Source organism: Streptomyces herbicida, from assembly GCF_032656585.1.
Taxonomy (GTDB): domain Bacteria; phylum Actinomycetota; class Actinomycetes; order Streptomycetales; family Streptomycetaceae; genus Streptomyces; species Streptomyces herbicida.
This window is the reverse complement of record NZ_JAUYWJ010000021.1, coordinates 67,454-93,430: the sequence shown is the minus strand read 5'-3', so window position 1 is coordinate 93,430 and position 25,977 is coordinate 67,454. Positions and strand designations below refer to the sequence as shown.

General features: G+C 71.6%; 25 protein-coding genes. 9 read left to right on the top strand and 16 right to left on the bottom strand.

Annotation, left to right across the window (positions count from 1 at the left end; genetic code table 11):
• Positions 1 to 4 precede the first annotated feature (4 nt).
• The 3 genes from Q8A52_RS35685 to Q8A52_RS35675 are packed head-to-tail and all read left to right on the top strand — an operon-like array spanning position 5 to position 3,305.
• The gene (locus tag Q8A52_RS35685; RefSeq protein ID WP_316759152.1) at positions 5 to 394 is read left to right on the top strand and encodes a hypothetical protein; all 390 of its coding nucleotides are present in this window, start codon (positions 5 to 7) and stop codon (positions 392 to 394) included.
• Positions 391 to 2,103 carry a sodium/solute symporter gene (locus Q8A52_RS35680; protein WP_316759149.1) on the top strand — a complete coding sequence of 571 codons (1,713 nt, stop codon included), beginning with the start codon at positions 391 to 393 and terminating at the stop codon, positions 2,101 to 2,103. The genes Q8A52_RS35685 and Q8A52_RS35680 overlap by 4 nt, the downstream gene beginning before the upstream one ends.
• Positions 2,100 to 3,305, top strand: a complete 1,206-nt coding sequence (locus tag Q8A52_RS35675; RefSeq protein ID WP_316759146.1) for a sensor histidine kinase — start codon at positions 2,100 to 2,102, stop codon at positions 3,303 to 3,305. The genes Q8A52_RS35680 and Q8A52_RS35675 overlap by 4 nt, the downstream gene beginning before the upstream one ends.
• A gap of 25 nt (positions 3,306 to 3,330) precedes the next feature.
• Here Q8A52_RS35675 and Q8A52_RS35670 read toward each other — a convergent pair whose 3' ends face one another.
• From Q8A52_RS35670 to Q8A52_RS35640, 7 genes are all read right to left on the bottom strand, one after another.
• Positions 3,331 to 3,501, bottom strand: coding sequence for a hypothetical protein (locus tag Q8A52_RS35670; protein WP_263206127.1), 171 nt, complete (start codon positions 3,499 to 3,501; stop codon positions 3,331 to 3,333).
• 13 nt (positions 3,502 to 3,514) lie between these two features.
• Positions 3,515 to 5,461, bottom strand: a complete 1,947-nt coding sequence (locus Q8A52_RS35665; protein WP_316759142.1) for a serine/threonine-protein kinase — start codon at positions 5,459 to 5,461, stop codon at positions 3,515 to 3,517.
• A gap of 22 nt (positions 5,462 to 5,483) precedes the next feature.
• Positions 5,484 to 6,815 (bottom strand): PASTA domain-containing protein, encoded by a 1,332-nt coding sequence (locus Q8A52_RS35660; protein WP_316759140.1) that lies wholly within the window; start codon positions 6,813 to 6,815, stop codon positions 5,484 to 5,486.
• Between the two features lie 69 nt (positions 6,816 to 6,884).
• Positions 6,885 to 7,835, bottom strand: coding sequence for a cytochrome c oxidase assembly protein (locus Q8A52_RS35655; RefSeq protein ID WP_316759137.1), 951 nt, complete (start codon positions 7,833 to 7,835; stop codon positions 6,885 to 6,887).
• Between the two features lie 126 nt (positions 7,836 to 7,961).
• Positions 7,962 to 8,987 (bottom strand): 6-phosphofructokinase, encoded by a 1,026-nt coding sequence (locus Q8A52_RS35650; protein ID WP_316759135.1) that lies wholly within the window; start codon positions 8,985 to 8,987, stop codon positions 7,962 to 7,964.
• Between the two features lie 266 nt (positions 8,988 to 9,253).
• A complete protein-coding gene (locus Q8A52_RS35645; RefSeq protein WP_316759133.1) occupies positions 9,254 to 9,982 on the bottom strand; it encodes a type 1 glutamine amidotransferase in 729 nt (242 codons plus the stop codon).
• Between the two features lie 20 nt (positions 9,983 to 10,002).
• On the bottom strand, positions 10,003 to 11,241 hold the full coding sequence (locus tag Q8A52_RS35640) for a MurT ligase domain-containing protein (protein WP_316759131.1): 1,239 nt from the start codon (positions 11,239 to 11,241) through the stop codon (positions 10,003 to 10,005).
• A 150-nt stretch (positions 11,242 to 11,391) separates the two neighbouring features.
• On the opposite strand from Q8A52_RS35640, the gene def reads away from it, so the two are divergent.
• Positions 11,392 to 11,931: a peptide deformylase gene (gene def / locus Q8A52_RS35635; RefSeq protein ID WP_316759128.1), complete on the top strand. Its 540-nt coding sequence runs from the start codon at positions 11,392 to 11,394 to the stop codon at positions 11,929 to 11,931.
• 3 nt (positions 11,932 to 11,934) lie between these two features.
• Here def and Q8A52_RS35630 read toward each other — a convergent pair whose 3' ends face one another.
• Entirely contained in the window at positions 11,935 to 12,579 is a 645-nt protein-coding gene (locus Q8A52_RS35630; RefSeq protein WP_316759125.1) for a TetR family transcriptional regulator, read from the bottom strand.
• A 170-nt stretch (positions 12,580 to 12,749) separates the two neighbouring features.
• Here Q8A52_RS35630 and Q8A52_RS35625 point away from each other — a divergent pair, with 170 nt between their 5' ends.
• Complete coding sequence (locus Q8A52_RS35625) at positions 12,750 to 13,976, top strand: acyl-CoA dehydrogenase family protein (RefSeq protein WP_316759123.1); 1,227 nt, start codon at positions 12,750 to 12,752, stop codon at positions 13,974 to 13,976.
• 24 nt (positions 13,977 to 14,000) lie between these two features.
• Here the strand turns inward: Q8A52_RS35625 and Q8A52_RS35620 are convergent, their stop codons facing one another.
• The 8 genes from Q8A52_RS35620 to Q8A52_RS35585 all read right to left on the bottom strand — a co-directional run bounded on the left by Q8A52_RS35620 (position 14,001) and on the right by Q8A52_RS35585 (position 21,835).
• The gene (locus tag Q8A52_RS35620; protein WP_316759348.1) at positions 14,001 to 14,522 is read right to left on the bottom strand and encodes a cupin domain-containing protein; all 522 of its coding nucleotides are present in this window, start codon (positions 14,520 to 14,522) and stop codon (positions 14,001 to 14,003) included.
• Positions 14,523 to 14,597: 75 nt separating this feature from the next.
• Positions 14,598 to 15,812: a cytochrome P450 gene (locus Q8A52_RS35615; RefSeq protein ID WP_316759120.1), complete on the bottom strand. Its 1,215-nt coding sequence runs from the start codon at positions 15,810 to 15,812 to the stop codon at positions 14,598 to 14,600.
• Complete coding sequence (locus Q8A52_RS35610; RefSeq protein ID WP_316759116.1) at positions 15,809 to 16,873, bottom strand: type III polyketide synthase; 1,065 nt, start codon at positions 16,871 to 16,873, stop codon at positions 15,809 to 15,811. The genes Q8A52_RS35615 and Q8A52_RS35610 overlap by 4 nt, the downstream gene beginning before the upstream one ends.
• A gap of 228 nt (positions 16,874 to 17,101) precedes the next feature.
• On the bottom strand, positions 17,102 to 17,335 hold the full coding sequence (locus tag Q8A52_RS35605; protein WP_316759114.1) for a DUF6213 family protein: 234 nt from the start codon (positions 17,333 to 17,335) through the stop codon (positions 17,102 to 17,104).
• 25 nt (positions 17,336 to 17,360) lie between these two features.
• Positions 17,361 to 18,746: an NADP-dependent succinic semialdehyde dehydrogenase gene (locus Q8A52_RS35600; RefSeq protein WP_316759112.1), complete on the bottom strand. Its 1,386-nt coding sequence runs from the start codon at positions 18,744 to 18,746 to the stop codon at positions 17,361 to 17,363.
• 72 nt (positions 18,747 to 18,818) lie between these two features.
• A complete protein-coding gene (locus Q8A52_RS35595; protein WP_316759110.1) occupies positions 18,819 to 19,286 on the bottom strand; it encodes an NUDIX domain-containing protein in 468 nt (155 codons plus the stop codon).
• Between the two features lie 21 nt (positions 19,287 to 19,307).
• Positions 19,308 to 20,846, bottom strand: coding sequence for an ATP-dependent DNA ligase (locus Q8A52_RS35590; protein ID WP_316759107.1), 1,539 nt, complete (start codon positions 20,844 to 20,846; stop codon positions 19,308 to 19,310).
• A gap of 29 nt (positions 20,847 to 20,875) precedes the next feature.
• The gene (locus Q8A52_RS35585; protein ID WP_316759105.1) at positions 20,876 to 21,835 is read right to left on the bottom strand and encodes an NAD(P)/FAD-dependent oxidoreductase; all 960 of its coding nucleotides are present in this window, start codon (positions 21,833 to 21,835) and stop codon (positions 20,876 to 20,878) included.
• A gap of 77 nt (positions 21,836 to 21,912) precedes the next feature.
• Here Q8A52_RS35585 and Q8A52_RS35580 point away from each other — a divergent pair, with 77 nt between their 5' ends.
• From Q8A52_RS35580 to Q8A52_RS35565, 4 genes are all read left to right on the top strand, one after another.
• Complete coding sequence (locus tag Q8A52_RS35580; protein WP_316759103.1) at positions 21,913 to 22,500, top strand: helix-turn-helix domain-containing protein; 588 nt, start codon at positions 21,913 to 21,915, stop codon at positions 22,498 to 22,500.
• 86 nt (positions 22,501 to 22,586) lie between these two features.
• Positions 22,587 to 23,564, top strand: a complete 978-nt coding sequence (locus tag Q8A52_RS35575; RefSeq protein WP_316759098.1) for an NADPH:quinone oxidoreductase family protein — start codon at positions 22,587 to 22,589, stop codon at positions 23,562 to 23,564.
• Complete coding sequence (locus Q8A52_RS35570) at positions 23,561 to 24,778, top strand: acyl-CoA dehydrogenase family protein (protein ID WP_316759096.1); 1,218 nt, start codon at positions 23,561 to 23,563, stop codon at positions 24,776 to 24,778. The genes Q8A52_RS35575 and Q8A52_RS35570 overlap by 4 nt, the downstream gene beginning before the upstream one ends.
• Positions 24,775 to 25,896, top strand: a complete 1,122-nt coding sequence (locus Q8A52_RS35565) for an acyl-CoA dehydrogenase family protein (RefSeq protein WP_316759094.1) — start codon at positions 24,775 to 24,777, stop codon at positions 25,894 to 25,896. Before Q8A52_RS35570 ends, Q8A52_RS35565 begins: the two co-directional genes overlap by 4 nt.
• The last annotated feature ends 81 nt before the right edge of the window (positions 25,897 to 25,977 follow it).

Sequence of the window (25,977 nt, the reverse complement as noted above, 5' to 3'; positions counted from 1 at the left end):
CGACGTGGAGCCCACCGAGCGCCGAGTCGTCGTCACCGGACCGCCCCGCCGCACCCTCGCCCACGCTCGGCCACGCTCGCGCGGGCGGTACCCCCATGCCTCCGGCTACTACCGGCCGCGCACCGAGATCGACGAGCAGACCACCCTCGGCCACACCTACGTCCGCTCGCTGATGCGCACTCAACTGCGCGCCGCCCTCGCGGTGTTCGCGGTCCTCGTGCTGCTCATCGGCCCGCTCCCGCTGGTCTTCGCGGCCGCCCCCGACCGGCGCCGCCTCGAATGGCTGGTGCTCGGCTTCTGCCTGTACGCCCCGCTGATCCTGCTCGCCCGCTGGTACGTGCGCCGCGCCGAACGCAACGAACGGGACCTCGTCCGCCTCGTCGAGGACCGATGAACTCGAGCTATGCGGTGCCCGCCGTCGCCCTGGTCGTCGTGGCCACCGTCCTCGTCGGCGCCTTCGGCCTGCGGGTCTCGCGCACCACCTCAGACTTCTACGTCGCCTCGCGCACCGTCGGCCCCCGCCTCAACGCGGCCGCGATCAGCGGCGAGTACCTGTCCGCCGCCTCCTTCCTGGGCATCGCGGGACTCGTCCTGGTCCAAGGCCCGGACATGCTCTGGTATCCGGTCGGCTACACCGCCGGTTATCTGGTGCTGCTTCTGTTCGTCGCCGCCCCGCTGCGCCGCTCCGGCGCCTACACCCTGCCCGACTTCGCGGAGGCCCGGCTCGCCTCGCAGGCGGTGCGGCGGCTCGCGGGAGCCTTCGTCGTCGGGGTCGGCTGGCTCTATCTGCTGCCCCAGCTCCAGGGCGCCGGGCTCACCTTGGCGGTGCTCACCGGCGCGCCCGACCCGCTCGGCGGACTCATCGTGGCCGTGGTCGTCGTGGCGACCGTCGCCGCGGGCGGCATGCGCAGCATCACCTTCGTCCAGGCCTTCCAGTACTGGCTCAAGCTCACCGCCCTCCTCGTCCCCGCACTCTTCCTGGTCCTCGCCTGGCAGAGCGACGGCGCACCCCACCACACCTTCGACGAACCCGCGGCCTTCCGCGAACAGCGCACCGTCCGCGTCCAGGACAGCCTCGAACTCGAACTCCACCGCCCGCTCACGGCCACGGTCACCGGCACGGTCGACGGCCGGCCGCAGGACGGCACCCGGCTCACCCTCCCCGAGGGCACCCACCGCATCGCCGCCGGCACCCGACTGACCTTCGCCCGGGGCACCCCGGTCCCCGTGGCCGGCCGCGGCACCAACGGCGGCATGTCCACCTCGCTCGCCGAGAGCCGCCAGGAACGCCCGCTCTACGCCACCTACGGACTCATCCTCGCCACCTTCCTCGGCACCATGGGCCTGCCCCACGTCGTCGTCCGCTTCTACACCAGCCCGCACGGCGTCGCCGCCCGCCGCACCACGGTGGCCGTGCTGGCGCTGATCGGCGGCTTCTACCTGCTCCCGCCCCTGTACGGCGCCCTGGGCAGGATCTACGCCCCCGAACTCACGATCACCGGTGACGCGGACGCCGCCGTGCTCCTGCTGCCCGACCGGATGATCGGGGGACTCGGCGGTGACCTGCTCGGCGCACTGGTGGCCGGCGGTGCCTTCGCCGCGTTCCTGTCCACCGCCTCCGGGCTGACCATGGCGGTCGCCGGAGTGCTCACCCAGGACGTCCTCCCGTCGCGCGGGGTGCGGCACTTCCGGCTCGGCACCGTGCTCGCCATGGCCGTACCGCTGGCCGCGAGCGTGCTGGTCGGCGGTCTGCCGGTCGCGGACGCGGTCGGGCTGGCCTTCGCCGTCTCGGCCTCCTCCTTCTGCCCGCTGCTCGTCCTCGGCATCTGGTGGCGGCGGCTGACCCCGCCCGGCGCGGCCGCGGGCATGCTGGCGGGCGGCGGCTCCGCGTTCCTCGCCGTGGCCGTCACCATGGCGGGCGTCCCCGGCACCGGCGCGCTGCACGCCCTGCTCGCCTGGCCCGCGCTGTGGTCGGTCCCGCTGGGCTTCCTCACCATGGTGCTGGTGTCCCTGGCCACCGCGGCACGGGTGCCGGCCGGGACGGCGGCGATCCTGGCGCGCTTCCACCTGCCCGAGGAACTGTGGGCGGAGGCAAAGGCGTGAGCGGCTTCCTCGCGGGTCTGTGTGTCGCCGTGCTCCCGCTGCTGGCCGCCGGCTTCTGGCTCGGGCGGCGCACGGCACGGCCGGAGAGCCTCGGCGGCCTCGGCACGCCCGTCGAGCACGCCACCTTCCAGACCCTGCACACCGCCTCGCTCGCCGCGCCCCCGCTGCGGGCGGGCCTCACGGAGGAGACCGCGCGCAGATCGGCCCGCAGACTGCGCTCGCTGCTCGGCACGGACGCGCTGTGCCTCACCGACCGGGAGCGGGTGCTGGTCTGGGACGGGGTGGGCGGCCATCACCGCACCGAAATCATGGAACGGCTGGCCGGACCGCTGGAGAGCGGCCGCGGCGAGGCCTTCCGGCTGACCTGCGAGACCCCCGACTGCCCGGCCCGCTGGGCCGTGGTCGCCCCGCTCACCGTCGACGACCGGGTACACGGCGCGCTCGTGGCCTGCGCGCCGCGCGAGTCCGCCGTGCTGGTACGGGCGGCCGGCGAGGTGGCCCGCTGGGTGAGCGTCCAGCTGGAGCTCGCCGACCTCGACCAGTCCCGGACCAAGCTCATCGAGGCCGAGATCAAGGCCCTGCGTGCCCAGATATCACCGCACTTCGTGTTCAACTCGCTCGCGGTGATCGCTTCGTTCGTCCGCACCGACCCCGAGCGGGCCCGCGAACTCCTGCTGGAGTTCGCCGACTTCACCCGCTACTCGTTCCGCAGGCACGGCGACTTCACCACTCTCGCCGACGAACTCCACGCCATCGACCACTACTTGGCGCTCGTGCGGGCCCGCTTCGGCGACCGACTCTCCGTCACCCTGCAGATCGCGCCGGAGGTACTGCCGGTCACGCTGCCGTTCCTGTGTCTGCAGCCGCTCGTCGAGAACGCCGTCAAGCACGGCCTGGAGGGCAAGGCCGACGCCTGCCACATCCAGATCACCGCGCAGGACGCCGGCGCCGAGGCACTCGTCGTCATCGAGGACGACGGCGTCGGCATGGACCCCGAGCTGCTGCGCCGCATCCTCGCCGGCGAGATCAGCCCCTCCGGCGGCATCGGCCTGTCCAACGTCGACGACCGGCTCCGCCAGGTGTACGGCGACGACCACGGCCTCGTCATCGAGACCGCGGCCGGAGCGGGCATGAAGATCACCGCCCGGCTGCCGAAGTACCAGCCGGGAGTGCACTCGGCGGGCCGCCTCGCCGCCGAGTGAGTCTCAGGTGCTCCGCGAGTGGGTCTCAGGTGCTCTGGGTGGCGATCATCGCGAGCGTGAGCAGCCCCAGCACCACCCATCCGAACCACAGCCAGCCATTGCTCCCCAGCGCCACCGTGTACGCCGTCACCACGACGAGTCCGCCGACGGTGAGCACCCCCATCGCCTTCGTGGAACCGTTCGTAGAACCGGGCATCGCGACACCCTCCTCATGGTTCGGCTCCCTCCATGGTGCCCCCGTTCTGCTTCCGCACGGTGCAGACGACGAAATGCGTGCCCGACTTCCAGGGACCCTCGCTCGTCCAGGAAGCGGCCCGGTACACGGAGGGATCGAATCCGTAGTCGCCCGGGGGTACGTCCCGTGCGCAGGCCGGGTCCGAGGCGGTACGCGCCCGGGCGAGCGTGACACCGGCCCCGAGCCGGGTGAACCCGAGCACTTCCTGGTCGTGCGGGCCCGAGCAGGGGACCAGCCGGGCGTCTCGTGGTGAGGGCGCCCGCAGACAGTCCCGTCTCTGCATGGTGGCGGTGTCCGTGAAGGCCTCACCCTGCCTGCGACGACCGCCGAGCGGCCCGTACACCGGCCCGTGCGCGCCGAGCAGCAGGCACGCGGTGCGCCGCCCGGACGCCTCGAACCCCGCCTCGGTCGGTACGACGGCCAGCTCACGCACATCGGCGAGCTTCCCGCGCAGTTCCCGGGTCCGTTCCGCGCACCCGGCGGGACCCGCGCCGCGCGCCTCGGCCGCGGACGAGGCCGGCACGAACCCCATCACCTGCCCGTCGGGCGCCTTGTCGTGGCACGTCGGATCGACGGTCAGGTGCGGAGTGCCCTGGAAGCGCGCCGCGCCGGGCCAGTCGGCGAGGACGCAGTCCCCGTCCTTGAGTGGATGCGCAAGCCCGACGGCCGTGCCGTACGGGGGCCCCGTCCTGTCGGCCGCCCGCTGGGCCACGGCCCACCAGACACCGGCCAGGGCGAGCACCAGCCCGAGCCCGGAGGCGATCGCGGCACGCACGGGGCGGGGGAGCCCGTGGGGGCGGGGGCCGGGCGGGGGAGCGGAGGCGGGCCGGAGATCCGGTGCGAGTACGGGTGGTGCGGGTGCGGGTGCGGGTGCGGGTGCGGGCCGGGGCTCGGGGCTGGGCCAGGGGTTCGGGGGTGGCACCGGTCCCGCGTCGGGTCGGCCGGGGGCGTGTCCGGGCGCGAGGGCGGCCGGGTCCTCGTGCCGGCCCGGAGCCCCGCCCCACGGCGGTACCGAGCCAGGATCGGTCCGTGTCCGGGCGTACGGCTCCGACTGCGGGGCCACGATCAGGGACAGCGCGGCCTCCGCCTCCGCCGCCGGGATCCGCACCGCCGGATCCTTCGTGAGCATCTTCAGCAGCACCGGCCCCAGCGCGCCCGCCCGCACCGGCGCCGGCGGTTCCTCCATCACCACCGCGGTGATCTCCGCGAGGTGCGAGGCCCGCTCGAACGGCCTCCGCCCCTCCACCGCGTGGTAGAGCGTGCAGCCCAGCGAGAACAGATCGGCGGCCGGTGCCGGAGGCCCGCCCGTCGCGCGCTCGGGGGCCAGATAGCCCGCCGTGCCCACCAGCACCGACGCCAGCGTGTACCGCGTCTCACCGGCGTCCGGCTGCACCGATATCCCGTAGTCCGTGAGCAGCACCCGGGCGTGCGGCGCTCCCGTGCGGTCCGGGGCGAGCAGGATGTTCGCCGGCTTCACGTCCCGGTGCATGACGCCCCGCTCGTGCCCCGCGGTCAGCGCGTCGAGCACGGCCAGCCCGACGCGCGCGCACTCGGCCGGCGGCAGCGGGCCGCGTCGGCCCACCAGCTCACGCAGGTCGACCGCGCACGCCACATACTCCATGACGATCCACGGCAGCCCCTCGTGCTCCAGCACGTCGTGCACGGTCACCACATGCGGGTGGCCGCGCAGCCCGGCCGCGTGCCGGGCCTCCGCACGGGCCCGTGCGACCCGGGCCGTCCGCTCCCGCTCGGGCTCTCCCGGCTCCCGGAACACGATCTCCTTGAGGGCGATCTCGCAGTCCAGTCTCCGGTCGTGGGCGAGCCACACATGTCCCATGCCGCCGCTGCCGAGCCGGTTCAGCAGCAGATACCGGCCGGCGACGACCCGGCCCACTCCCGACGTCGGTGATCCTTGTGGCATCCGGTGACTCCCGGGTTCGGCGTTACGTCGCGCTCGCGGTGGGCCCGCCGGTGGCCGGGCCGCTCGTGGCGGGCCCGGCGCTGGTGACCGAGTCGCCCGGCGGCGGAGCGCTGCCGCTCGTCGGGCCGGTGGCGGGCGATGTTCTCGACGCGGGCGAGGAGACCGATGGAGGCGACGACGGCGACAGCGGTGACGACGGTGACAGCGGTGAGGACGATGGGGCCGGCGGCGACGACGATGGGGCCGGCGACGACGGGGGCGAGGAAGGCGCGGAGGGCGACGGTCCCGGACCACCGCTCGACGAGCCCGAGGACGCCGGAGGCGAGCCCCCCGACGACGACGGCGACGGCGGTGTCCCGTTGGGCTCCGAGCCCGGCCCGCCCGCCGGAGTGACCGGCACGGTCCGGCCGTCGCTCGTCCCTCCGGCCACCTGCACCGTCACGTACTGGCCGAACCGCAGCTCGGTCCCGGCCGGTGGATCCGATGCCGTGACCCGGGCGTCGTCCGGCGGCAGCCCCTGCCCGTCGTACGCGGCCGCCAGTTCGGCGTCGGACAGCAGCCGGCTCGCCTTTGCGAAGTCCGCCCCGACGAGGTCCGGGACCGTGTGCCGCTCGCGTGTGTCGAACGCGGTGTCGTCCGTGCCCGCCGTGCCGACCGGCCGCCGGATGCCCCGGTCGGGATCGTCGACGTCGACGAGGGCGAGCCGCTCCAGCCTGCGGGGCGCGGCCCGTACGGCGGTCACCTCGGACGGGTCGTACCCCCGCCACTTCCTGTTGCCGTGCTCGAAGTCGACCCTGATCCGCCCCGCGTCCCCCGCGAAGGGGCGCAGTGGGTTTCCGCATGAGCACTTCACCGCGGGTTGCCCCTGCGCGTCCACGAGAATCGCGATTCCCGCCTGGAGAAGGGAGTTGAAGGGGGCTGCATTCCCCTTCTTGTAATCGTGGTTCCGCACGAGGGTGTCGTGACGCAGCAGAACGGGTGTGAGCCGGTCCAGATAATCCGGAATCTCTTCCGTGCGGATTCCCAGGACACCGCCCCACGCCTGTGCCTTCCGGTGATTACCGGGAGCCGTGAGGAATTTCTTCAGCTTCTCCACGTCACAGACCGTCGGCTGCCGCGAACCCCCGTACAGACCGGGCGTGTCCCCCTGCTGCAGCGTGCCGTGCACCGGCAGCGAGCGCACTTCGGCGTCATGGCCGAGGCCCTGGCCCTCGGTGAAGAACGGCGCCAGTGCCGGAACCCCGGTGGCGACGGCCTTCACCACGGAAAGCTGTGCGCCCCGGCCGCACCCGCTGAGGACCAGCAGGAAAACCAGCAGCGCGCAGCCCTTGTGCAAAAAAGCGCGAATTGTCATTACCGCTCCCCCCGGGGCGGTTCCCCCATCGCACTTTATGCTACTGAAGGAAAACCCCTTCGGGTCGCGTCAGCTCTCACGTGCGTTCAATGAGGCCAAATAGGCGTTGTACGCCTCGAGTTCCTTGTCCCCGTCCCGGTCGGCCGCGCGGTCCTTGCGCTTGGCCTGCCGCTGCTCGGAGCTGTACCACTGGAAGAGCAGCGCGATCAGCACCAGGACGGACGGGATCTCGCTGAAGGCCCAGGCGATGCCGCCGGCCGCGCTCTGGTCGGAGAGGGCCTCGATGCCGAGCGAGGCGGGCGGGTTCTTGAACGTCTCGACCATCGGGGTCGACGCCATCATCAGCGCGATTCCGAAGAAGGCGTGGAACGGCATGCCCGCGAACAGCTCCAGCATCCGCATCAGATGGCCGGGCCGGTGCGGGCCCGGGTCCACGCCGATGATCGGCCAGAAGAACGCCACGCCCACGGCCAGGAAGTGCACCATCATCGCGATGTGCCCCGCCTTCGACCCCATCAGGAAGTCGAAGAGCGGTGTGAAGTACAGCGCGTACAGGCTCGCGATGAACATCGGGATCGTGAACCCCGGGTGCGTGACGACCCGCATGTAGCGGCTGTGCAGCAGCGCCAGCAGCAGTTCGCGGGGGCCCTTGCGGCCCCTGCCCGCGACCGGCAGCGCGCGCAGCGCCAGTGTGACCGGGGCGCCCAGCAGGATCAGGATCGGCGACAGCATGCTGATCACCATGTGCTGCACCATGTGCACGCTGAACATCACCATGCCGTAGTCGTTCAGCCCGGTGCACATCACCAGCATGATGGTCAGCACACCGAGGGCATAGGACACGGTCCGCCCCACCGGCCACGCGTCACCGCGCCGCCGCAGCCGCACCACACCCCAGCCGTACAGCCCGAGGCCCAGCAGGCAGGCGATGAGGAAGAACGGGTCCGCCGACCACTCGAGACCCCGTCCCAGCGTGAACGGCGGCAGATCCATCGTCATGCCGTGCCCGCCGTGATCCATCCGCCGGCTCCTGATTCGTGGGGTTGTGCGCTGTCTGTCCACAGCTGTCTGTCCGCACCCACACTAGAACCGCCCCCGGTCACTGCAGTGACCGGGGGCGGTTTTGCGCACAGGCGGCCTACCGGCCTACAGAACGCACTCGGCCTCTTCGTAGCGCTCCTGAGGAACCGTCTTCAGCGTCTCCACGGCCTCCGCCAGCGGCACCATCACGATGTCGGTACCCCGCAGCGCGGTCATGTGGCCGAACTCGCCCCGGTGCACGGCCTCCACCGCGTGCCAGCCGAAGCGCGTCGCCAGTACGCGGTCGTACGCCGTCGGCGTCCCGCCGCGCTGCACGTGGCCGAGGATCACCGGCCGCGCCTCCTTGCCCAGCCGCTCCTCCAGCTCGACGGAGAGCTGGCGGGCGATCCCGGCGAAGCGCTCGTGGCCGTAGATGTCCTTGCCGCCCTCATCGAACTCCATGCTGCCGGCCTTCGGCTTGGCCCCCTCCGCGGCGACGACGATGGCGAACCGCTTGCCCGCCTCGAACCGCTCGCCGACCCGCTTCGCCAATTCCTCGATGTCGAAGGGGCGTTCCGGCACGACGATGGCGTGGGCGCCGGCCGCCATGCCGGAGTGCAGCGCGATCCAGCCGGTGTGGCGGCCCATGACCTCCACGATCAGCACGCGCTGGTGGGACTCGGCGGTGGTCTTGAGCCGGTCCAGGGCCTCGGTGGCGACGCCCACGGCCGTGTCGAAGCCGAAGGTGACGTCCGTGACCGCGATGTCGTTGTCGATGGTCTTCGGCACGCCCACGATGGGCAGGCCGTTGTCCGACAGGAGGCGGGCCGCCTTCAGCGTGCCCTCGCCGCCGATCGGGATGATCGCGTCCAGGCCCAGGTCCCGGAGATGGCCCTTGGCCCGGGCCACGCCGTCCCGCAGGTGCTCGGGGCGGACCCGGGAGGAACCGAGGATGGTGCCGCCGCGGGCCAGGATGCCGCCCACGGCGTCCAGGTCCAGCTTGAGGTAGTCGCACTCCAGGAGGCCTTTCCAGCCGTCCCTGAAACCGATGACCTCGTCGCCGTGGTCGGCGACGGCACGGTGCACGACGGACCGGATGACGGCGTTCAGGCCGGGGCAGTCGCCGCCGGACGTGAGGACACCAATGCGCATAGCCCGAAATACCTTCTCAACGTGGGCCGGGGACCGGACCGCGCTGTCCGGCTGGAACCCGGTCACCCTACCGGCGTCTGGGGGTGGCTCCGTAGCGGGCGTCCGCCTGCTGGACGCGCCCGCACATGTGAGCGGACGGCCTGTCAGGCGGGCCCTGTGACGACCATGCCGGAGGACGCTAAAAGGCGCCTTCAGTACCTCTGGAACGCAACGGTGAGGCAGGCTGCTGCGCAGCTGTACCTACGCAGGCTGCTGCGCAGCTGTACCTACGCAGGCTGCTGCGCAGCCGCGATGCGCTCATTGCGGAGCGCCTCGTACCAGCGGTCGTCGATCGGCGGCAGCGCGTTGACGTCGAGTGCCAGCTTCAGCATCAGGTCCGCGATCTGCGGATTGCGGGCGAGGACCGGCCCGTGCATGTAGGTGCCGAAGACCGTCCCGTTGTACGCGCCCTCCGTGCCGTCCCCGGTGCCGTTGCCCCGGCCCTTGCGGACCTGGGCGAAGGGGCGGGCCGAGGGGCCGATGTGGGTGACGCCCTGGTGGTTCTCGAAGCCGGTCAGCTGGGGCAGGCCGAGCTGCGGGTCGATGTCCGCGAGGACGTCGCCGACGCACCGCTCGCCCTCGCCGCGCACCGACACCACGTCGAGCAGGCCCAGGCCCGGCTCGCGCTGTCCGAGGTCGTTGATGAACTCGTGGCCGAGGATCTGGTAGCCGGCGCAGACGGAGAAGACGATCGCGCCGTTCTCCACCGCCCGGTGCAGATGGCCGTCGCGCCGCAGCCGCTCGGCCGCGAGCCGCTGGGGCCGGTCCTCGCCGCCGCCGATCAGATAGATGTCACCGGAGGTCGGGATCGGCTGGTCGCTGCGCACGTCGAGCCGCGCCACGTCCAGGCCGCGCTGCCGCGCCCGCCGCTCCACGACCAGCGCGTTGCCCTGGTCGCCGTAGGTGCTGAGCAGGTCCGGGTAGATCCACACCAGCCGAAGTTGGTTGTCGCTCATGAAGTGATCGTCCTCCCTGTTCAGTTGCCGACGATCCGGCGCAGGTCCTGGAACGCGGTGTAGTTCGCGATGACCTCGATCCGGCCCGGCGGCGCCTGCTGAACGGCCTGGTCGAGGTTCTCGCAGACCTGGAAGTGCTGGTTCGCGACTTCCAGACGCACCGCGAGGTCCAGCTTCCGGTCGCCGATCACGAAGATCGGGTGGCCGGTCAGGCGGGTGTAGTCGACGTCCCACAGCCAGGAAGTGTCGGTGCCGTCGGCGCCGCGTGCGTTCACGGACAGCACGACCGGCGCCGGCGGCTGGTCGATCAGGGAGAACGTCTCGAGCCAGCCGGCGGGGTTCTTCGCCAGCAGCAGACGCAGATCGCGGCCCTGGTACTGGACGACGTCATAGCGGCCGGCGACGGCCTGCACCTGGTACATGCGCTCCAGGGCCACCTGCGGCGGGACGCCGAAGACGGCGGCGACGGCCGCGGAGCTCGCGGCGTTGGCCTTGTTGGCGCGGCCGGGCAGCTGGAGGTGGATCGGCCAGGCCGAGCCGTGCGGGTCGAGGACATGGTCGCCGGACAGCGCCCAGCTCGGCGCCGGGCGGCGGAAGCCGCACTCGCCGCAGTACCAGTCGTCGCCGGGGCGCTGCATCACGCCGCCGCAGGACGGGCAGGACCAGGCGTCGTCCTTCCACATCTGGCCGGCTGCGACCCAGATCACGTTGGGCGAGGAGGACGCGGCCCACACCACCAGCGGGTCGTCGCAGTTGGCGACGATCACGGCCTTGGAGCCGGCCAGGCCCTCGCGCCAGTTCTCCGCGAGCATGCGGGTCTCGGCCGCGCGGTCAAGCTGGTCACGGGAGAGGTTGAGCAGCGCGATGCACTTCGGGGAGGTGTCCCGGGCGACGCCCGCGAGGTACTTCTCGTCGACCTCGATCACGCCGAACTTCGCGTCCGAGCCGCCGGCGAGCGCCGAGGTGATGCCGGCCGGCATGTTGGCGCCGAGCGCGTTGGAGACGACCGGGCCGGCGGCGCGCAGCGCCTCGGCGATGAGGCGGGTGGTCGTGGTCTTGCCGTTGGTCGCCGAGACGAGGACGCAGTCCAGGTTCTGGGCGAGTCGGCCGAGCAGGTCGGGGTCGAGTTTGAGTGCGACCCGGCCGCCGATCACCGATCCGCTGCCGCGACCCGCGGCGCGAGACGCCGCCGCGACCGCCTTGCCCGCGGTCACGGCGAGCTTGGCCCGCGGCGTGAGCGGGTCCGAGTTGCCTGCCATCAGTTCTCGATCCTCCTTGCGTACGCGCCGCGCCTCAGCCATTCGGCAACGTGGCGTGGGCCTCAGCCTATCGAGATCCATTCGCACACCCGAATCCCGGCCCACGCCTGCGCGGCGGACATGCGCCGAGGGAACCGTACCCTTGCCGCCATGCGACACGGCTCGATCCCGGGCGCCCGCGGGCGCGTCCGGCCTCTCACCCTGCTCGGCGACCCGGTGCTGCACGCACCCTGCGCGGAGGTCACCGACTTCGGTCCCGAACTCTCCCGGCTGGTGGAGGACTTGTTCGCCACGATGTACGCGGCCCAGGGCGTGGGCCTGGCCGCGAACCAGGTGGGGGAGTCCTTGCGGGTGTTCGTGTACGACTGCCCGGACGACGAGGATGTGCGACATCTCGGACATGTGGTGAATCCACGGCTGGTGGAGGCGGACGGTGTGGTGATCCGCGGGCCGGAGGGCTGTCTGTCCCTGCCGGGCCTGGAGGCGGGGACCGAGCGCTACGACCATGCGGTCGTCGAGGGCTTCACGGTGACCGGGGAGCCGGTCACCGTTCATGGCACGGGGTTCTTCGCCAGGTGCCTGCAGCACGAGTGCGACCACCTCGAGGGCCAGGTGTACGCGGAGCGCCTCACCGGCCGGCGCCACCGCCGGCTGATGAGGCAGGTGCGCCGGGCCTCCTGGCACCGGTGAGGGTCAGAACCCGGGGCCGCCCATCCTGTCCCCCGCCGCCGCCAGCCGTCCCCACAGCAGGTCGGCCAGGCTCTTCACCAATTCCGTGCGGGAGCAGGGCCGTTCGCCCAGCCACCAGTCGCCCGCCGCGTGCATCATGCCGACGATCCCGTGCCCCCACACCCGGGCCAGCTGCTGGCTTCCCGGTCCGAGGTCCAGCCGGTCCTCGATGACCTGGGCCAGCTCCTCGCCCATCCTGCGCAGCAGTGGCGCGGAGTGCTTGCCGACGTCGAAGCCCTGGTCGCCGCCCTGGCCGCCGTCCGCGGGGTGCATCAGGAAGCGGTAGACCTGGGGCCGTGCCTCGATCGCCGCGAGGTAGGTGTCCAGCGTGGCCTCGACCCGCTCGCGCCGCTCGGCGGGGGCGTCGAGCGCCGCCCGCAGCGAGTCCAGCAGCGCGTCGGTGTGCCGCGTGGCGAGAGCGGCGTAAAGTCCGCCCTTGTCGCCGAAGTGGCGGTAAAGGATGGGCTTGGTGATGCCGGCCTCGGCGGCGATGGCGTTCATCGAGGCCTGCGGGCCGTCGCGCAGCACCACCCGGTCGGCGGCCTCCAGCAGCTCGCGCCGTCGTCGGTCGGCGGACCTCTGCTGATCGGTCCGCTGTGTGGTGTCCATGAGCTCTCCCCACCCGTGCTGTTTCGGTGACGCCTGCGCAAACTAACACTGACCGAGCCCCTGACATCGAACGGGATGCCGACAGGCCATCGGGAGTTGACTTTTCCTACCCGTCAGTAACAGACTCAAGTTACCGCTAGTAACATGCAAGTACCGCCGCTGGAGGGGACATGGCCGAGTTCACCATGGAGCTCAACGACGAACAGAAGGAGGTCCGGGACTGGCTGCACGGCTTCGCCGCCGACGTCATCCGCCCCGCGGCCGCCGAATGGGACGAGCGTGAGGAGACTCCCTGGCCGGTCATCCAGGAGGCCGCCAAGGTCGGTATCTACTCTCTCGACTTCTATGCCCAGCAGTACTTCGACCCCACCGGCCTCGGGATCCCGATGGCCATGGAGGAGCTGTTCTGGGGGGACGCGGGCATCGCGCTCTCGATCGTCGGCACCGGTCTCGCCGCCGTGGGCGTCCTCGCCAACGGCACCGAGGAGCAGATCGGCACCTGGATCCCCCAGATGTACGGCGACCCCGACGAGGTCAAGGTCGCGGCCTTCTGCTCCTCCGAGCCCGACGCCGGCTCCGACGTGGGCTCCATGCGGACGCGTGCCGTGTACGACGAGGCCAAGGACGAGTGGGTGATCAACGGCACGAAGACCTGGGCGACCAACGGCGGCATCGCCAACGTCCATGTGGTCGTCGCCGTGGTCGACCCCCACCTCGGCTCCAAGGGCCACGCCTCCTTCATCGTCCCGCCGAACACGCCCGGCCTCTCCCAGGGCCAGAAGTTCAAGAAGCACGGCATCCGCGCCTCGCACACCGCCGAGGTCGTTCTGGAGAACGTCCGCGTCCCCGGCTCCTGCCTGCTCGGCGGCAAGGAGAAGCTGGACGAGCGGCTCGCGCGGGCCCGTGAGAAGGCCAAGGCGGGCGGCCAGAGGGTGAAGAACGCTGCGATGGCCACGTTCGAGGCTTCACGGCCGGCGGTCGGCGCGATGGCCGTCGGCACGGCCCGCGCCGCGTACGAGGTGGCCCTCGACTACGCCATGACCCGTGAGCAGTTCGGGCGGCCGGTCATCGACAACCAGGGTGTCGCCTTCCAGCTCGCGGACATGCGCACGCAGATCGACGCCGCGCGTCTTCTCGTGTGGCGTGCCTCCTGGATGGCGGTGAACGGCAAGCCGTTCACCGCGGCAGAGGGCTCGATGTCCAAGCTGTTCGCCAGCGAGACCGCGAAGAAGGTCACCGCCCAGGCGATCCAGATCCTGGGCGGCAACGGCTACACACGGGAGTATCCGGTCGAGCGGATGCACCGGGATGCCGCGATCTACACGATCTTCGAGGGGACGAGTGAGATCCAGCGGCTGGTGATCGCCCGTACGTTGTCGGGGATGCCGATCCGGTAGCGGCATCACCGGTGCTTCAGGCGGTCACCGGTGCTTCAGCGGCGTGAGCTGTTCGATGTCGTAGCGCCGGCGCAGGTCTTCGATCGCCTCGTGGTCGGGTGGCCCCCCGTTCCCCAGGATCTCCAGCAGCTCCTCGAAGTAGCGCTCGTGATCCGGGGGCGGGGACGCCTGGAAGAAGACCTTCGCGGGGGTGTCCGTCGGGTTGGCGAAGGCATGGGGACAGCCGGGAGGTACGACGATGACCGTGCCCGGGGTTGCCCGGACCACGCGGTTGCCCGAACTCGACTCCCACTTCTGCCAGTTGTCGGGTGTGCGGACACGCGGCTCGAAGGCGAGCACATCGAGCTCACCGTCCAGCACGTAGAACAGCTCCTCGCTGCGCGTGTGCACATGGGCGCCGACGTCGAAGCCCGGTGGGACCTCCACCTCGAAGGTGGAGGACGTCCGCGAGTGCGTGCCGGTCACCTTGAACGTCACGCGCTGGGCGGGCGTGTGCACGACGCGGCCGTGACCCGGAGGCACGAGCAGACCCTCGGACTGCGCCACCTGCTGGGGTGGCGCGTCCGTCCGGGTCGTGGGTCCTTCGGGTACCGCCAGTCCTTCGGTCGTCGTCATCGCCAATCACCACGTCACGGGAAGGGCCTCGGGCCCACGGATCAACGCGCCCTTCTTGAAGGGCACCTGGTCGGGCGGCACGGCCGGCCGCAGCCCGGGCACCCGGTTCAGCAGTGTGTCGACCAGCAGCTCGGACTCCAGCCGGGCGAGTTGGGCCCCGGGGCAGTAGTGCGGGCCGAAGCCGAACGACAGATGCGGGTTGGGGCTGCGGGCGAAGTCGATCGTCTCCGGGTCCGGGAAGACCTCCGGGTCGCGGTTGGCGGCCAGGTAGGAGACGTACACCGGGTCGCCGGCCCGGATCCGTGCGCCCCTGATCTCCACGTCCTGCGTGGCGATCCGGGACAGCCCGACCGCGTTGCGGTGCGGGATGTACCGCAGCAGCTCGTCGATGGCCTTCGGCCTGATCTCCGGCTGGGTGCGCAGCTGTTCCACCAGATCGGGCCGGATCATCAGCAGGTAGAACAGCTGCCCGCTGTTGTTGGTGACCGCCTCGCCGCCGATCTGCAGCAGCACCGCGAGCCCCGTGGCCTCCTCCGAGGTCACCTCGCCGCGGTCCACGGCGGCGCCGAGCAGTGAGGTGACGTCCTCGGCCGAACTGCCCATGCGCAGGTGGATGAGGTCGCGGAAGTAGCCGCTCATCTCGTTCCTGGCCCTCTCGCTGACCCGCTTGCCCCGCGAGGAGGACAGGATGAGCTGAGTCCAGGTGTGCATGCTGTGCCGGTCGGCCGCCGGCACGCCCATCAGCTCGCAGATCACCGCGATGGGGAAGGGGCTGAGCACGGCACTGGTGAGGTCGGCGGGCGGTCCGTCCTGGAGGAGCTCGTCGACCAGTTCCTCGAGCAGGACCCGGGACCTCGCGCGGAGCCGTTCCACACCCTTCGCGGTGAACGCGGGCGCGACCGCGCGGCGCAGCCGGGTGTGGTCCGGCGGATCCAGGAACCCGACCGCGCCACGGGTCGGGATGAAGTGCGGGGCGAGCCGGGTGACGGGGTGGTCCATGACCGCCTCGCGGCTGAACCGGGGATCGTTGGTCACCATGCGCACGTCGTCGTAGCGGGTGAGCAGCCAGGCCCAGCCCTCGCCGTTGGGCAGTTCGATCCGGCTGACCGGGCCCTCGTGCATCAGCTCGGTCAGCACCGGATCGAAATTCACCCCGGCCAGGTCGGCCGCCGGCCAGTGCCGGACCGGCGGCGGGACCTCGATGAGCGTCTCGTCGATCATCGCGTCGCTTCGTCCGTGCCGACCCAGCGGCCGACGGTCATCTCCGCGGTGATGCCGGGACCGAACCCGGCGAGCAGTCCGCGCGCCCGGTCGTCGGCGCCGCCCTCGTCGAACAGCCGGCGCAGTGCGTCCAGCACGACCGCGCTGGCGATGTTGCCGTACTCGGTGAGGGTGGCCCGGCTGAACCGGAACGCGTGCGGGTCGACCTGCAGGAACTTGCTGAGGTCGTCGAGTATTCGGGGCCCGCCCGCGTGGATGATGTAGAAGTCCAGGTCGGAGGCGTCCCAGCCGTGCTCGCCGGCCAGGTCCTGGAGCGCCGGGGCGAGCGGCTCCATGGTGGTGGGCACCCGCTTGTCCAGCAGGAAGTGGAAGCCGGTGGCCCGGACGTCGTACGCGATCCAGTCCTCGGTCTTGGGGATCAGGTACGAGCCGTTGCGTTCGAGCCGGACGCCGGTCCCGCCGTTGCCGCGCACCACGGCCGCGGCGACGCCGTCGCCGAACAGGCCGTTGGAGAGCAGCGAGCCGACGCCGAGGTCGGTGGGCTGGTAGCACAGCGAGCAGAACTCGCAGGCCACGATGAGTGCGTTGGCCCCGGGGTAGGCCGTGCAGAAGTCGTGCGCCCGGTTGATGGCGGCACCGCCGGCCGCGCAGCCCAGCTGGGCTATCGGCAGCTGCCGGGTGGTGCTCGGGAAGTCCATCTCGTTGATCAGCCACGCGGTCAGCGAGGGCATCATGAAGCCCGTGCACGACACGTAGATGATGACATCGATGTCAGAGGTCAGGAGCTCGGCGTCGTCGAGCGCTCGCTGGATGACCGCGGGGACCCGGGCCTTCGCCTCGCTCTCGTAGAGCTTGTTGCGCTCCTGGAAGCCGGGGTGCTTCAGGGTCTCCTCGATGGGCTGGACGATGTGCCGGGTGCGGACGCCAGTGTTCTCGATCAGCCGGAGGGCCAGCGGGAGCTGGGGGTGGTCCGCATGGCGCTCGCGCGCCAGCTCCAGCGTGTCCTCCATCGTGATCACGTGTTCTGGTACGGACACCGAGGGTCTGCACAAAGTAGCCATGAGCCGTCCCTGCTTTCGCCTTCCGGCAGGCCTTCGCCCGCCGGTCAGAAGGTGGTCCACCCAGGTTCACCCGACGGGGCGACGATCTCTCGCCGGATTACTCCGAATCGGGGACGACGGGTAAGGGGCGGTTGAGCACTCCCGGCCCCGGAACCGCAGGTCAACGGGCTCGTCCGGCTGATCGTCCGCGGCGCGACAAGCCACCGGCTCACGCACTGGACCGAGTCCCTACGGCGCCCCGCTGCTGTGTGCGATGCACGCCACGTCGATGCGATCGGCGAGCTTCGCCAGCTCGATGGTCAGCGCGGCAACGGTGTTCTCGTCCAGCCCCTCCTGCCCGGCCTCGACAAGGTGCAGCCACCTTCCGCCCACCGTGCGGAGCAGCTTGCTCACGTCGGCCGCGGCCACCTGCAAGGTACCGCGGTCGTCGACGATCAGAGGCAGAGTCACTTCGCGGTTCACAGACGGGATCGTAGCCGCGGAAACGTCACGCACCCTGCCAAACAGTGGTGATGTTGCAGAACTCGCGGATCCCGTGCCCGGACAGCTCACGCCCGTACCCGGACCGCTTGACCCCGCCGAACGGAAACGCCGGATGGGACGCGGTCATCCCGTTGACATACACGGCACCCGCCTCCAGATCCCGTGCGAACCGCTCCGTCTCGGCCTCGTCGCGCGTCCACACATTCGAACTCAGGCCGAACGGCGAGTCGTTGGCGATCAGCACGGCCTCGTCCAGGTCGCCCGCCCGGTACAGCGTGGCGACCGGCCCGAACGCCTCTTCGCGATGGATCCGCATCTCGCGGGTGATCCCGGCGAGGACGGTCGGCGGGTAGTACCAGCCGGGCCAGTCCGGGCGTCGCCCACCGCACAGCACGGCCGCCCCGCTGCGTTTCGCGTCGTCGACCAGTTCCTCCAGGTCGGCCCGCCCCTGCTCACTGGCGAGCGGTCCGACCTCGGTGTCCTCCTGCAGCGGGTCGCCGACCTTGAGCGCCTTCATGCCCGCGACGAACCGCTCCGCGAAGGCGTCGTAGACGTCCGTGTGGACGATGAACCGCTTGGCGGCGATGCAGGACTGACCGTTGTTCTGCACCCGGGCGGTGACCGCGACCTGGGCCGCCCGGTCGAGGTCGGCGGACGGCATGACGACGAACGGGTCGCTGCCGCCCAGCTCCAGCACCGTCTTCTTGACCATGTCCCCGGCAGTGGAGGCGACCGCCCGCCCGGCGGGTTCGCTGCCGGTGAGGGTGGCGGCCTTGACGCGCTCGTCGCGCAGGATGCCGTCGACCGCCCCGGAGCCGATCAGCAGGGTCTGGAAGCATCCCTCGGTGAAGCCGGCCCGGTGGAAGAGGTCCTCCAGATACAGGGCGGTCTGCGGGACGTTGGAGGCGTGCTTGAGCAGGCCCACGTTGCCGGCCATCAGGGCCGGCGCCGCGAAGCGGATCACCTGCCACAGCGGGAAGTTCCACGGCATCACGGCGAGCACCGGCCCGAGCGGCCGGTAGCGCACCCGGACCCGGGACGCCCCGGAGTCCGTCACATCGGACTCCGCGGGCTCCTCGTCGGCGAGCAGCGCCTCGGCGTGCTCCGCGTACCAGCGCATCGCCCTGGCGCACTTGGCGGCCTCCGCCCGGGCCTGTTTGACCGGCTTGCCCATCTCGGTGGTCATGATCCGGCCGATGTCCCGCTGGTCCTCGTCCAGGAGATTGGCGGCCTGGAGGAGAAGGCGCCCACGGTCCACGAAGCGGCTCATCCGGTACGTGCGGAACGTCGCCTCGGCGAGCTGGAGCCGACGCTCGAGCTCCTCCTCGCCCATGGCCTCGTACGTCTTGAGCGTCTCGCCGTTCGCCGGGTTGACCGTCGCGATGGGCATGGCTGACCTCCCTGGGAGCGGGCTTGCTTCGACCTTCCCGCGCGTCGCCGACGACCGCAACGCGTGCATCGTCTACTCGGCCGAGTGCTCCGCCAGCCGGTCGAGGAACGCGGCCTGCGCCGTGACCATCACCCCCCGGGCAAGGTCCAGACCGAACCACTCCACCCGGTCCAGTTCGGGGAACTCCTGGACCCGCCCCGACCTCGGCGGCCACTCCATGGTGAAGGTGCCGGGCTCGATCGACTCCGGGTCCAGGTCGGCCTCGACCGCCCACGCCGTGACGATCTTGCCGTTGGTCTGTCTGACCTCGCCCAGCGGCACGGCCTCCCCGTCGGGCGGAGGCACGCCGAGTTCCTCCTGGAACTCACGGCGAGCCGCGTCCCAGGCGGGCTCGTCCGGTTCGTACTCGCCCTTGGGGACGGTCCACGCCCCGGCGTCCTTCTTGGCGAAGTAGGGGCCGCCCATGTGGCCGAGCAACACCTCGAGGCCGTTGCCGGTGTGCCGGAACAGGAGCAGACCGGCGCTTCTCTTCTCTTTCAAGCCCTCACCTCCGGTTCTCCTTCAAGCCCTCACCTCCGGGTGCGCGGCCAGCAGCGTTTCGACCGTGTCCGCCTCCTCCGCTCGCTTGTCCTCGCGGTAGCGGACGACCCGGGCGAAGCGGAGGGTGACACCGGCCGGGTAGCGGGAGGAGCGCTGGAGACCGTCGTACGCGATCTCGACGACGAGTTCGGGGCGTACGGTCACCACCCAGCCGTCGTCCTGGACGGCCAGCTCCTGGAGACGTTCGGTCTGCCAGGTGAGCATGGCGTCCGTCATGCCCTTGAAGGTCTTGCCGAGCATGGCAAAGGTGCCGTCCGGGTTGCGGGCGCCCAGGTGGAGGTTGGACAGCTTGCCCGTGCGGCGGCCGTGACCCCACTCGGCGGCCAGGACGACCAGGTCGAGGGTGTGCACCGGCTTGACCTTCAGCCAGGAGGCCCCGCGCCGGCCCGCGCTGTAGGGGGCGTCCAGAGCCTTGACCACGACTCCCTCGTGGCCGCGCCCGAGCGTCTCGGCCAGGAACTCCTCCGCCCCCGTCACCTCCTGTGGTCCGGACACCACAGTCCGCCGCACCCGCATCGGCTCGGGCACCAGCCGGGCCAGCTCCGCGTGCCGCTGTGTGAACGGCAGGTCGAGCAGATCGCGGCCGTCGACCGCCAGGACGTCGAAGAACACGGGGGAGACGGGGACCTCCTCGGCGGCCTTCGCGACGTCCACGCGGGAGCCGACCCGCCCCGCGGTCTCCTGGAAGGAGCGGGGCCGCCCGTCCGCGTCGAAGGAGATCACCTCGCCGTCCAGGATGAACCGGTCGCCGGTCAGCTCCAGGGCCGCGGAGGTCACCTCGGGCAGCCGGTCGGTGATGTCGTCGAGGGTGCGGGTGTGGACCCGAACCGTGTCGCCGTCCCGGTGGACCTGGACACGGATACCGTCCAGCTTCTCCTCCACCGCGCACGCGCCCAGCTTCCCGACCGCCTCCGCCACCGAGGAGGCGGTCTGCGCCAGCATCGGCAGCACCGGGCGGCCGACCGTGAGCCGGAACCGGTCCAGGGCCGCCGGGCCCTCGGCCAGCAGGGCCCGGGCCACCGTCTGGAGCGAACCGGCGAGCATCACCGCCCGGCGTACGTCCGCCGCGTCCGCGCCCGTCGCCGCGGCCAATCCCTCCACGGCCACGGCGTCCAGGGCGCCCTGGCGCACCTCGCCGGTGATCAGTCCGAACAGGAAACGCTGCTCGTCCTCGGTGGCCGCACCCATCAACTCGCCGACCAGCCGGGCCCGTTCCGCCTGGGAGCCGGGCCCGGAGACCTTGCCGAGCTCGGTGAGCCGGGCGTCGGCCTCGCGCACCGTGAGCGAGGGCTCCGCGGCAGGCGGGACCTTCCGGCTCAGCACCTTCCAGCCGATGCCGAGCCGCCCCTGCGGCAGCCGTCCCGCCAGATACGGGATGACGATCGGCACGTCGTCCGCCTCCGCGTCCCGGAACAGCTCCGCGAGCAGGGCGGTCTTCCGGGACCGTGCCGCGGTGGCGGCGACCTCCCGGGACACTTGGGCGAGCCGGGTCAGCAGCATGCAGCCATGGTGCAACGAAGGCGCCGGGACTACACCCGTACGGACGCCTCGAGGTCGGCGAAGAGCAGCTCCCCGTTGATCGCCGCCCCGGCCCGGTGGCCCCGGCTGGCCGCGTTCACCACCTGCTCGGCGAAGCCGCTCGCGTTGCCCGCCGCCCACAGGCCGGGAACGGTCGTCAGGCCGCGCTCGTCGATCACCGGGTACGTGCCGAACGGCGTCTCGCGCAGCTCGGCGCCCAGCCGGGCCAGGAGGTCCGTCCGTGGTACGGCACGCGGCGCCACGAACAGCACCTCGCGGTCGTACACCGTGCCGTCCGTGAGCCGGACCCCGGTGAGCCGGTCCTCGCCGGCCATCACCTCCGCCACCTCGCCCGGCACCACGGCGACCCCGGCCGCCGCCAGCCTGCGCAGGTCGTCCTCGGCGAGCTCCGACCCGGCGACCCGGTGCAGGAAGAGGGTCACGTCCTTGGACCACTGGGTCACCATCAGCGCCTGGTGCACGCTCATCGGGGTCGTGGCGAGCACCCCGAACGCGCGGTCGCGCACCTCCCAGCCGTGGCAGTACGGGCAGTGCACCACATCCCGTCCGAATCGCTCGGCCAGGCCCTTGACCGGTGGCAGCTCGTCCTTGAGCCCCGTCGCGACGACCAGCTGCCGGGCCCGGACACCGCGGCCGCTCGCCAGGGCCACCGTGAAGTCCCCGTCCCGTCGGACGTCCACAGCCCGGTCCCGGACCAGCTCCACGCCGTACCGCGCGATCTCCTCCCGCCCGACGGCGAGGAACTCGGCCGGTGACATGCCGTCCCGCGAGAGATATCCCTGCATGTGCGCGGCGGGCGCGTTGCGCGGCTCGCCCGCGTCGACGACCAGTGTGCGGCGCCGGGCGCGGCCCAGGACGAGCGCGGCGGACAGGCCGGCCGCGCCGCCTCCGACGACGACGACTTCGTAGTGATCGGTGTTCTCTACGCAGTGATCGGTGTTCTCGGTCATGGTGACCACCTCCACCGAGACGGTCGCTCCGCCGCTGCCGCATTGACAAATATGTTTGCCGAAACTGCAATGAATCCATGACCACCGACGACGTTCTCGCCGACGTGGGCCCCAGACTGCGGCGGCTCCGCAAGGAGCGGGAGGTGACCCTCGCCGGGCTGTCCGAGGCGACCGGCATCTCCGTCAGCACCCTCTCGCGGCTGGAGTCCGGCCTGCGCAAACCCAGCCTGGAGCTGCTGCTGCCGATCGCGCAGGCCCATCAGGTGCCGCTGGACGAACTGGTGGGCGCCCCGCCGGTCGGCGATCCCCGGGTGCGGGCCAAGCCGATCGTGCGGTGCGGGCGCACCCACTGGCCGCTCACCCGGCAGCCGGGCGGGCTCCAGGCGTTCAAGGTGCTGGAGCCGCAGCGGGTGCTGGAGCCCGATCCGCGGACCCATGAGGGGTACGAGTGGCTGTACGTCCTGTCCGGCAGACTGCGGCTGGTGCTCGGGGAGCACGATGTGGTGCTCACCGCGGGGGAGGCCGCCGAGTTCGACACGCGGGTGCCGCACTGGTTCGGCTCGACGGGGGAGGGACCCGTGGAATTCCTGAGCCTGTTCGGACCGCAGGGCGAGCGGATGCATGTCAGGGCGCGCCCCTCGCGCCCGCGACGCGAAAGCACGTGACGCGCGAGACTGTTCCCTGATGGGCAAGCGACCGCTTAGTATGCGGTCGACCCCGGTCAGACGAAGCAGTCCCGTGGAGGCACCGCATGCAGGCATGGCAAGTGCACGAGAACGGCGAGCCGAGCGAGGTGATGCGGCTCCAGGAGGTGGAGCGGCCCACGCCCGCCGACGGTCAGGTTCTGCTGAAGGTGCGTGCCGCCAACATCAACTTCCCGGACGTGCTGATGTGCCGCGGCCACTACCAGGTGCGGCCGCCGCTCCCGTTCACTCCCGGGGTGGAGATCTGCGGCGAGACCGAGGACGGCCGCCGGGTGATCGCCAACCCGGCGCTGCCGTACGGCGGTTTCGCCGAGTACACCGTCGCCGACGCCGCCGCGATGCTGCCGGCACCCGACTCCCTCGACGACGCGGAGGCCGCCGCGCTGCACATCGGCTACCAGACGGGCTGGTTCGGCCTGCACCGCCGGGCCGGTCTGGAGGCCGGCGAGACCCTGCTCGTGCACGCCGCCGCGGGAGGGGTCGGCAGCGCGGCCGTGCAGCTCGGCAAGGCGGCCGGCGCCAAGGTCATCGGTGTCGTGGGCGGCCCGGACAAGGCCGCCGTCGCCCGTGATCTGGGCTGCGACGTGGTGATCGACCGGCGCGCGGAGGACGTCGTCGCCGCGGTGAAGGAGGCCACCGGCGGCCGCGGCGCCGATGTGATCTACGACCCGGTCGGCGGAGAGGCGTACACGCAGTCCACCAAGGTCGTCGCCTTCGAGGGCAGGATCGTGGTCGTGGGCTTCGCCGGCGGCACCGTCCCCAGCCCGGGACTCAACCATGCCCTGGTGAAGAACTACTCGATCCTCGGCCTGCACTGGGGCCTCTACAACACCAAGAACCCGAAGCTGGTCCAGCACTGTCACGAGCAGCTCACCGAGCTGGCCGCCCGGGGCGCGATCAGGCCGCTGGTGAGCGAGCGCGTGCCGCTGGACGGGGCCGCGGCCGCCGTACAGCGGGTCGCCGACGGTGTCACCACCGGCCGGGTCGCCGTCGTACCGTCGCTGGAGAACGGAGCAGCCGCATGACCGACCCAGTCGAACTCGAACGCCGAACGGCGGAGTTGCTGGCCGCGCACCCGCCCGCGACGACCGGCCGCGTGGACTTCCTGAGGGCCCGCTTCGACGCGGGGCTCGCCTGGGTGCACTACCCCGAGGGCCTCGGCGGCCTCGGGGCCCCGCGCGCCCTCCAGGCCGTCGTGGACGCGAAGCTGGAGGCCGCGGGCGCCCCCGACAACGACCCGCGGCGCATCGGCATCGGCCTCGGCATGGCCGCGCCGACGATCCTGCGCTACGGCACCGAGGAGCAGAAGCGGCAGTACCTCAGGCCCCTGTGGACGGGCGAGGAGGTCTGGTGCCAGCTGTTCAGCGAGCCGGGCGCCGGCTCCGACCTGGCCGCGCTCGGCACCCGCGCGGTCCGCGAGGATGGGGGTCCCTCCCGCTCGAGCGAAGCCGAGAGTGGGGGAGACTGGGTGGTCAACGGGCAGAAGGTGTGGACCTCCAGCGCTCACATCGCCCGCTGGGCCATCCTCATCGCCCGCACCGACCCGGATGTGCCCAAGCACGCGGGCATCACCTACTTCATCTGCGACATGACCGACCCGGGCGTCGAGGTGCGGCCGCTGCGGCAGATCACCGGCGAGGCCGAGTTCAACGAGGTCTTCCTCACGGACGTCCGCATCCCCGACTCCCGCCGCCTCGGCGAGGTCGGCGACGGCTGGCGGGTCGCGCAGACCACGCTGAACAACGAACGCGTCGCGATCGGCGGCATGCGGCTGCCCCGCGAGGGCGGCATGATCGGCCCGGTCTCCAAGACCTGGCGCGAGCGCCCCGAGCTGCGCACCCATGACGTGCACCAGCGCCTGCTCAAGCTGTGGGTCGAGGCCGAGGTGGTCCGGCTCACCGGCGAACGGCTGCGCCAGCAGCTCACCGTCGGCCAGCCCGGCCCCGAGGGCGCCGGCATGAAGCTCGCTTTCGCCCGCCTCAACCAGGAGATCAGCGGCCTGGAGGTGGAACTGCGCGGCGAAGAGGGCCTGCTGTACGACGACTGGACCATGCGCCGCCCCGAACTGGTGGACTTCGTCGGCCGTGACGCCGGCTACCGCTACCTCCGCTCCAAGGGCAACAGCATCGAGGGCGGGACCAGCGAGGTCCTGCTGAACATCGTCGCCGAGCGCGTCCTGGGCCTGCCCGCCGAGCCGCGCACCGACAAGGACGTCGCCTGGAAGGACCTCGCCCGATGAGCACACAGCCGGATCTTCTCTACTCCGAGGAGGAAGAGGCGCTGCGCGCCGCCGTCCGCGACCTGCTCACGGACCACTGCGACGCGGCGGGTGTCATCGCCCGCACCGAGTCGGCCGCCCCGCACGACCTCGCCCTGTGGAAGGCGCTCGCCGAAGGCATGGGCCTGGCCGGACTCCTGGTTCCGGAGGAACAGGGCGGCCAGGGCGCCTCGCATCGCGAAGCCGCCGTGATCCTGGAGGAGTTGGGCCGCGCAGTGGCTCCCGTCCCGTATCTCACCAGCGCGGTCGTGGCCACCGAGGCGCTGCTGGCCTGCGGAGACGAGGATCTGCTCGGCCGGCTCGCCTCGGGCCGGACCATCGGCGCCCTTGCCGTCGCCCTGCACACCGCGCCGGGCGCCGCCATCAGGACCGTACGCGTCGAAGACGGCCGGCTGCACGGCGAGCTGACCGGGATCGCGGACGCGGACGCGGCCGACGTGCTGCTGGTGCCGGGTGCCGACGGCGGGCTGTACGCGGTCGGCACGGACGCCGTCACGGTCACCCCGCAGATCTCCCTGGACCTGACCCGGCCGGTCGCCACCGTCACCCTCGACGGGGTCGCCGGACGCCGCCTGGGCGACGCGGAACCCGCGGTACGACGAGCCCTGCGGGCGGGAGCCGGGCTGCTCGCCTCCGAGCAACTCGGCGTCGCGGACTGGGCGCTGACCGAGACGGTCCGGTATCTGAAGGAGCGCAAGCAGTTCAACCGGCAGGTCGGCGGCTTCCAGGCGCTCAAGCACCGGCTGGCCCAGCTGTGGCTGGAGGTGGTCAATCTCCGGGCCGCGGCCCGGAACGCGGCCGACGCACTGTCCCCCAAGCTCTCGGCTCCGCTCGAGCAGGCAGGTGCCTCCACCGGCGCGGACACCGACATCGCGGTGGCCGTCGCCCAGGCCTATGCGTCGGGCATCGCCGTGCACGCCGCCGAGGAGGCGCTCCAGCTGCACGCCGGTATCGGCATGACCTGGGAGCACCCGATCCACCTCTACCTCAAGCGGGCGAAGGCCGACTCGATCGCCTACGGCACCGCGGGCGCCCACCGCGAGGCCTTGGCCGAACTGGTCGACCTCCAGGCACCCTGACCGCACCACCGAAAGGCCCGCCCACCTGGGGCGGGCCTCTTCGCGCACAAGTGAACAGAGGGCGGCGGTCCGGCCAACTCC